At 71.7% G+C, this 5,454-nt stretch carries 1 protein-coding gene; it reads left to right on the plus strand.

What is annotated here, in order from left to right; translation table 11 throughout:
* Positions 1-5,454 (plus strand): non-ribosomal peptide synthetase (locus KVP70_RS32815; RefSeq protein ID WP_217946627.1); only part of this gene is annotated, 5,454 nt, incomplete at both ends.

Below are 5,454 nucleotides of genomic sequence, written 5' to 3' on the forward strand. Positions count from 1 at the left end.
ACGGCGCCCCCGCCCTGCTGGCCCTGCCCACCGACCGGCCACGGCCGGCCGTGCAGCGCTACGCCGGCGCCAGCGTCGCGCTGACCCTGCCCGCCGCCCTCAGCGCCGAGCTGCGCGCCCTGGCCGGACGCCACGGCGCCACCCTGTTCATGACCATGCTGGCCGGCTGGGCCGCGCTGCTGGCCCGCCTCGGCGGCCAGGACGACATCGTGGTCGGCACCCCGGTGGCCAACCGCCAGCGCCGCGAAGTCGAGGACGTGATCGGCTTCTTCGTCAACACCCTGGCGCTGCGTGTGCGCCTGCACGACGACCCGAGCGTGAGCGAGCTGCTGCAACAGGTCGCCCACACGGCGCTGGACGCCTACGCCCACCAGGACCTGCCGTTCGAGCAGGTGGTCGAGGCGCTGCAGCCGGTGCGCAGCATGAGCCACAGCCCGCTGTTCCAAACCATGCTGACCTGGAACAACGCCCCGGCCGGCGCGCTGCTGCTGCCCGGCCTGCAACTGGCCGCGCTGCCGGCCGAGCAACTGAGCGCGCAGTTCGACCTGTCGCTGACGCTGGCCGACGACGGCGTCGTCATCGGCGGCCACATCGACTACGCCACCGACTTGTTCGAGCACGCCAGCGTCGAACGCATCGCCGGCCACTTCCAGACCCTGCTGGCGGCCATGACGGCCGACCCGCGGCAGCGCGTCGGCGCGCTGGCCCTGTTGACGCCGGACCAGCGCCACCAGCTGCTGACCGGCTTCAACGCCAGCGGCGCCGACTACCCGCGCGACCAGCTGCTGCACCAGGCCTTCGAGGCGCAAGCGGCCGCGCGGCCGGACGCCATCGCCCTGGTGTGCGAGGGCCACAGCCTGAGCTACGGCCAACTGAACCGCCGCGCCAACCAGCTGGCCCACCATCTGCTGGCGCGCGGCGTGCGCCCCGGCGACCGTGTCGCCGTCTGCCTCGAACGCGGCCTCGACCTGGTGGCCGCCCTGCTGGCCATCCTCAAGGCCGGCGCCGCCTATGTGCCGGTCGATCCGGCCTACCCGGCCGAGCGCATCGCCCACATGCTGGCCGACAGCGCCCCGGCCGCCGTGCTGACGCAGCGGTCCCTGCTGGACACCCTGCCCGCCGGCGCAGCCGCGCTGGCCATCGACGACGCCGCCGAAGCGGCCGCCATCGCCGCCCGCGCCGACGTCAATCCCGACCCCGCCGCGCTGGGTCTGCACGCCGGCCACCTGGCCTACATCATCTACACCTCCGGCTCGACCGGCCTGCCCAAGGGCGTCATGGTCGAGCATGCCAACCTGCTCAATTTCCTGCACAGCATGCGGCAAGCGCCCGGCATCGCGCAGGACGACGTCGTGCTCAGCGTGACCTCGGTATCGTTCGACATCGCCGCGCTGGAACTGTATCTGCCGCTGATGGTCGGCGCCCGCATCATCCTGGCCGTCGCCGCGGCGGCGGCCGATCCGCGGCAACTGGCCGCGCTGCTGCAAACCCACCACGTCAGCCTGATGCAGGCCACGCCGTCAACCTGGCGCATGCTGCTCGCGCACGGCTGGCCGGCGGGCGCGGAAAGCCTCAAGGTGCTGTGCGGCGGCGAGGCCCTGCCCGCCGATTTGCTGCAGCAACTGCTGCGCCACGTACCGGCCGTATGGAATCTGTACGGCCCCACCGAGACCACGGTCTGGTCTACCCTGCGCAGGCTGGCCGCGGCGGACCCGCGGCCTTCGATCGGCCGCCCGATCGCCAACACCCAGGTCTACCTGCTGGACCGGCACATGGAACCGGTGCCGCAGGGCGTGGCCGGCGAACTCTACATCGGCGGCCACGGCGTCGCGCGCGGCTACCTGAACCGTCCCGAGCTCACCGCCGAACGTTTCGTGAACCATCCCTTCAGCGCCACCGCCGGCGCCCGCCTGTACCGGACCGGCGACCTGGCCCGCTACCTGGCCGACGGCGATATCGAATACCTGGGCCGCAACGACTTCCAGCTCAAGCTGCGCGGCTTCCGCATCGAACCCGGCGAAATCGAAACGGCGCTGGCGGCGCTGCCCGGCGTCAGCGCCGCGCTGGTGGTGGCGCGCGAGGACCTGCCGGGCGACGTGCGCCTGGTGGCCTACATCGTCGCCGAGTCCGCGCTTGACGGCGCGCACTTGCGCGCGGCGCTGGCCGGCACGCTGCCCGACTACATGGTGCCGGCGCATTTCGTCGCGCTCGAACGCCTGCCGCTGACCGCCAACGGCAAGCTCGATCGCAGCCGCCTGCCCGCCCCCGACCTCGACCACGCCGACGACGGCGCCCACGTGGCGCCGGCCACGCCGACCGAGACCGCGCTGGCCGCGCTGTGGTCCGAGGTGCTGCAGCGCGAGCGCATCGGCAGCACCGACGACTTCTTCCATCTGGGCGGCCATTCCCTGCTGGCCGTGCAGCTGACGGCCAAGGTGCGCGCGCGATTCGGACTGGACTTCCCGCTGCGCGCGCTGTTCGACGCGCCCACGGTGGCCGCCATGGCGCGGCGTATCACGCTGCTGCGCGCCGACGGCGCCGGCGCCGCCGGGCCATCGATCACGCCGGTGGACCGGACGGCCGCGCTGCCGCTGTCGTATGCGCAAAAGCGCTTCTGGTTCCTGGAACAATACGCCGCCGGCCAGGGCTACTACAGCGCGCCGCTGGCGCTGACCCTGAACGGCCCGCTGGCGCTGGCGGTGTTCCGGCGGGTCTTTGCCACGCTGATCGCGCGCCACGAACCGCTGCGCACCGTGTTCGTGCAAGAGGATGGCGTGCCGCGCCAGCGCATCCTGCCGGCGCTGACGCTGGACTTGCCGCTGATCGACCTGAGCATGCTGGAAGCGGCGCCGCGCGAGGCGGCGATCCGCCAGCATATCGCCGCCGAAGCGGCCACGCCGTTCGACCTGGCGGCCGGCCCGCTGCTGCGCACCCGGCTGCTCAAACGCCGCGACGACGAGCACGTCTTCCTGCTGACCCTGCACCACATCCTGTACGACGGCTGGTCGATGGGGGTGCTGGTGGACGAATTCACGCGCCTGTACGCCGCCTTCAGCGCCGGCCGCGATTCGCCGCTGGCGCCGCTGCCGATCCAGTACGCCGACTACACCTGGTGGGAACAACAGCAACTGTCCGGCGTCCACCTGGCGCAACAGCTCGACTATTGGAAACAGGAGCTGGCCGGCGCCCCCGCGCTGCTGGCCCTGCCCACCGACCGGCCACGGCCGCCGCGCATGGGCCACGACGGCGCCAGCCACCGGCTGCTGCTGCCGCCGGCGCTGGCCGCGCGCCTGGCGGCGCTGGGGCGGCGCCACCAGGCCACCCTATTCATGGTCCTGAGCGGCGTCTACAACGTGCTGCTGCACCGCTACACCGGCCAGGACGATCTGTGCATCGGCGCGCTGTCGGCCAACCGGCCGGCGCAGACCGAATCGCTGATCGGCATCTTCGTCAACATCATCGCCCTGCGCAGCACCATCACGGCGGACGACACCTTTGAAACGCTGCTGGCGCGCACCCGCGACAAGCTGCTGGCGGCCTACGACATGCGGATGCCGTTCGAACTGCTGCTGCACCACGTGGCCACCGAACGCAGCGGCGCCTACCTGCCGTTCGCGCAGGTGGCGCTGAACTTCCGCAGCGAGTTCGACCCGCAGGCCATCGTGCAGCACGGCGGCGCCGGCGGCCTGGCCATCACCGGCCAGCACGCCGGCAGCGTCACCCACGCCCACTTCGACCTGAAACTGGAAATGGCGCTGGAGACGGCCGGCCTGCGCATCGACATCGAATACAGCACCGAACTGTTCGACGCCGCCACCATCGAACGCATGGCCGGCCATTTCGCGCAGTTGCTGGAAGGCGTGGCCGCCGATCCGGCCCAACCGTTGCGCACGCTGCCGATGCTCAGCGCGCAGGAGCAGCGGCAATTGCTGGTCGATTTCAACGACACCGCCACCGCCTATCCGCCGCAACTGCTGGTGCACCAGCTGTTCGAAGCCCAGGCCCAGGCCAGCCCGGACGCGGTCGCGCTGCGCTGCGCCGATCAGCAGCTCAGCTACGGCGAACTCAATGGCCGCGCCAACCAGCTGGCCCACCGCCTGCGCTCGCTCGGCGTGGGACCGGAGATCCTGGTTGGCGTCTGCGCCGAGCGTTCGCCGGAGATGGTGATCGCGCTGCTGGCCGTGCTCAAGGCCGGCGGCGCCTATGTGCCGCTCGATCCGGGCAACCCACCGGCCCGGCTGGCCCATATGCTGGACGACGCCAGCCCGGCGCTGGTGCTGGCCCAACAGCATTTGCTGGCCTGCCTGCCGCCGGCCGCGCCGGTGCTGCTGCTGGACGCGCCGGCGCCGCAGCACTATCCGTCGGACAATCCGCGCGTGCTCAACCGCCCCACCGACCTGGCCTACGTGATCTACACCTCGGGCTCCACCGGCCTGCCCAAGGGAGCGATGAACCAGCACGACGGCGTGGTCAACCGGCTGCTGTGGGCGCAGCAGCAGTTCGCGCTCCAGGCGGACGACCGCGTGCTGCAAAAAACCCCGTTCGGCTTCGACGTCTCGGTGTGGGAATTCTTCCTGCCACTGCTGGCCGGCGCCCAACTGGTGCTGGCCCGTCCCGAGGGCCACCAGGACCCGCTCTACCTGGCGCAGCTGATCGAACAGTGCGGCATCACGGTGCTGCATTTTGTGCCGTCCATGCTGCACACCTTTATCGAGCAGGCGCCGGCCGCAAGCTGCCGCAGCATCCGCCACCTGCTCTGCAGCGGCGAAGCCTTGCCGCATGCGCTGCAGGCAAGGGTGCGCGCCGCGCTGCCGGCGCTGGCGCTGCACAACCTGTACGGCCCCACCGAGGCGGCGGTCGACGTCACTTATTGGCACTGCGCCGACAGCGGCGAGACGGGTCCGGTGCCGATCGGCCGGCCGATCGCCAACACCCGCATCCACATCCTCGACGCCGGCCTGCAACCGGTGCCGATCGGCGTGGCGGGCCAGCTCCACATCGGCGGGGTCCAGGTCGGCCGCGGCTACCTGAACCGCCCCGAGCTGACCGCCGAACGCTTCATCGCCGACCCGTTCAGCGACCGCCCCGGCGAGCGCCTGTACCAGACCGGCGACCTCGGCCGCTGGCTGCCGGACGGCGGCATCGAATACCTGGGCCGCAACGACTTCCAGCTCAAGATCCGCGGCTTCCGCATCGAACTCGGCGAGATCGAAGCGCGCCTGGCCGCCTGCGACGGCGTGCGCGAGGCGGTGGTCGTGGCCCGCGACGACAGCCCCGGCGAGCGCCGCCTGGTGGCGTATCTGGTGGCCGAGGCCGGCGCGCAGGAATCTGCCGCCGCGCTCGACCCGGCCACGCTGCGCGCCGCGCTGGCGACCCGGTTGGCCGACTACATGCTGCCGGCCGCCTACGTGGTGCTGGCGGCGCTGCCGCTGACCCCGAACGGCAAGCTCGATC

This window comes from Duganella violaceipulchra, from assembly GCF_019166075.1.
Lineage (GTDB): Bacteria > Pseudomonadota > Gammaproteobacteria > Burkholderiales > Burkholderiaceae_D > Rugamonas > Rugamonas violaceipulchra.